4 protein-coding genes are annotated in these 2431 nt (G+C 62.8%); 2 read left to right on the top strand and 2 right to left on the bottom strand.

Annotated features, from left to right (window positions below; genetic code table 11):
• Both AC1DEY_RS22920 and AC1DEY_RS22915 read left to right on the top strand, forming a co-directional pair.
• A partial coding sequence (locus tag AC1DEY_RS22920) for an IS3 family transposase (RefSeq protein ID WP_476870006.1) occupies positions 1-520 on the top strand: 520 nt, incomplete at its 5' end.
• 14 nt (positions 521-534) lie between these two features.
• Entirely contained in the window at positions 535-822 is a 288-nt protein-coding gene (locus AC1DEY_RS22915; RefSeq protein WP_476870005.1) for a transposase, read from the top strand.
• 98 nt (positions 823-920) lie between these two features.
• Here AC1DEY_RS22915 and AC1DEY_RS22910 read toward each other — a convergent pair whose 3' ends face one another.
• Together AC1DEY_RS22910 and AC1DEY_RS22905 are read right to left on the bottom strand one after the other, a co-directional pair.
• Positions 921-2198: a flavin-containing monooxygenase gene (locus tag AC1DEY_RS22910; RefSeq protein ID WP_476870004.1), complete on the bottom strand. Its 1278-nt coding sequence runs from the start codon at positions 2196-2198 to the stop codon at positions 921-923.
• Complete coding sequence (locus tag AC1DEY_RS22905) at positions 2191-2373, bottom strand: hypothetical protein (protein WP_476870003.1); 183 nt, start codon at positions 2371-2373, stop codon at positions 2191-2193. The genes AC1DEY_RS22910 and AC1DEY_RS22905 overlap by 8 nt, the downstream gene beginning before the upstream one ends.
• Positions 2374-2431: the final 58 nt, after the last annotated feature.

Genomic DNA, 2431 nt, shown 5'->3' with positions numbered 1-2431 from the left:
GTCTTCAACCCGGGAAACGGGGACGGAAGCCGCGGGGCGCGCCCGCGGAAGAAACCCTGGAGCAGAAGGTGCGGCGCCTCGAGATGGAGAACGCCGCACTAACAAAATTGCAGGCTCTGGTGGCGGAGGAACGACGACGAAAATCAAGGTAGCGGTCGTCGCGTCGCTGGAGCAGCGCTACCCGGCCAAGGACCTGCTCGGCTTCTTGGGTCTGCCGGCCTGCACCTACTACTACCACCGCTCCCGGGCCGGGAAACCGGACCGCCATGCCCGCGAGAGGGAACTCCTTGCCCCGGTCTTCACCGAGAACCGGAGAGCCCACGGATACCGCAGGGTCCGCATCGCGCTGGCCCGCAACCACGGCATCCGGCTCAGCGGCAAGACCGTGGCCGCACTGATGCGCCAGGAAGGCTGCATCTGCAGAAAACGGCGCCGCAAGTACAACTCCCACCGCGGCGAAATCGGGCATGTGGCCCCCAATAGGCTGGCCCGGGACTTCCAGGCCGATGCCCGCACCTGAAGTGGGTGACGGACGTGACCGAGTTCCGGGTCCCCGACCAGAAGATGTATCTGTCCTTGCAGGACCGAGGGCTCATCCAGTCCATGTCCCGCAAGGCCAACTGCTACGACAACGCAGCGATGGAAAGCTTCTTCGGCCATCTCAAGGAAGAGTTCTTCCACCACGACCGGTTCGACTCGATCGAACAGTTCGAGCAGGGGCTCAGCCAGTACATCCACTGGTACAACCACACCCGCAACAGGGAAAGGCTGAAGGGACTGAGCCCGTTGCAATACCGGACGCAATCCCTTCACGTAGCCTAGAAGCACCGTTTAATAACGGCTCCAACTTTCGGGGAGCAGTTCACGGGGCATGGTCCCCTTCGCTGTTCGTTGGGCTGGCTCCCCCTATGCCCGCGGCATCACAACGCGCCGCTGGTCACCAGGGCGTCCTGCTCGTTATGGGCCAGATAGCTCCGTTGGACTGCGATCTGGTCAGCGACGTACTTGGCGTCGTGCCATACGCCCCAGATGAAGCTGGATCCGCGGCGTGACTGCCACGGCAGCCCGAGGAAGTAGACGCCAGGCTCAGTAGAGACTCCGCGTTGCTGCCGCGGCTTGCCCTTCTCGTCGAAGGCGTCCACTTGCAGCCAGCTGTAGTCGACGGCGAAGCCGGTGGCCCATACGATCGAGGCAACTCCGGCACCGGGGAGGTCGAGCTCCAGAATGGGATCCGTGACGGTCTCCGGATCGGGCCCCAAGGCGCGGGCATCAGATTCCTCGGGGAGATCAAGGCCGTTGCGCTCGATGTACGCGTCAGCTTTGTCGAGGAGCTCCAGGTAGTGAGCGTCGCCGTTCGCGATGTTGGTACGGAGATCTTCGGCGAATCGCATGGTTCCGTCCTCGAACGCCTCGGTCCGGCCCACGAGCTTGATGCCACTCTCGGCGAGGGCACGAAAATCTACAGTGTGGCCGCCGTCTGCACCGCTCACGGCGATCGTGACGTGCTCCGCACCCGCCGCGGGGGTGGAAGCGTCCCACATGCCGAGCACCCCGAGCCACCAGCAAAAGTCGCGTCCGCGATAGCTCCGAGGGGGCCGGTCGTGCGGACCGACCGAGAGGAAGACCTGCCGACCCGAGCGCTGGATTTCGGCGGCAATCTGCACACCAGAGGACCCCGCACCGACGACGAGAACGGCGCCTTCAGGAAGCTGGGCCGGGTTCCGGTAGGAGCTCGAGTGGATTTGCACGAGGTCGGCAGCTTCGGGAACGACGGCGGGAATCACCGGTCGCTGGAACGGCCCCGTTGCTGCCACGACGTAGCGTGCGTCGAAGTTCCCGTTCGATGTCTGCACATGGAATCCGGGTGCGCCGACTTTCCTGCGCACGGATGTCACCTCCACGCCGCAGCGGATCGGTGCACCAATCTTCTCTGCATAGGCAACGAAGTAGTCCGCCACCTGCTCCTTTGACGGAAACGCCCCCGGCTCAATGTCGGTGAATTCCAAGCCCGGAAAGCGGTCGTGCCAAGCCGGCCCGTTCGCAACCAGGGAGTCCCACCGCATGGTGCGCCAGCGCTCGGCGACACGGTGCCGTTCCAGTACCAGATGCGATATCCCGCGTTCGCTCAGATGCTCGCTCATCGCAACCCCGGCTTGACCTGCGCCTACGACCAGGACCTCAACCTCTTGGCTATTCATGTCGATCTCCTAAATTCAGCAAAATGCCACAGCGCTCCTCCACGCGCACGACATGAAAGTCACGCGCACAGGCGATCCCTTCTTTGGGAATTCCTGCTGGATCGCGGCCGCTGTGGTCCTCATAAGTGACGGTTGATCCATTTTCACTTGAGGCAAGTGCATCTGCATAGCTCATAAAACAGGAGAATCACATCTGAAATTGCGATGCTTCGTCTGCGTCATACGTACTGGTC

Source organism: Arthrobacter sp. 05T47, assembly GCF_056395825.1.
The sequence above is the reverse complement of the archived record's forward strand: the minus strand, read 5'-3'. Positions and strand labels throughout refer to the sequence as shown.

Bases quoted from the DNA above. Each gene is read 5' to 3' on its own strand.
- AC1DEY_RS22910 (WP_476870004.1), bottom strand. From the start codon at position 2,198: ATGAATAGCCAAGAGGTTGAGGTCCTGGTCGTAGGCGCAGGTCAAGCC.
- AC1DEY_RS22905 (WP_476870003.1), bottom strand. From the start codon at position 2,373: ATGAGCTATGCAGATGCACTTGCCTCAAGTGAAAATGGATCAACCGTC.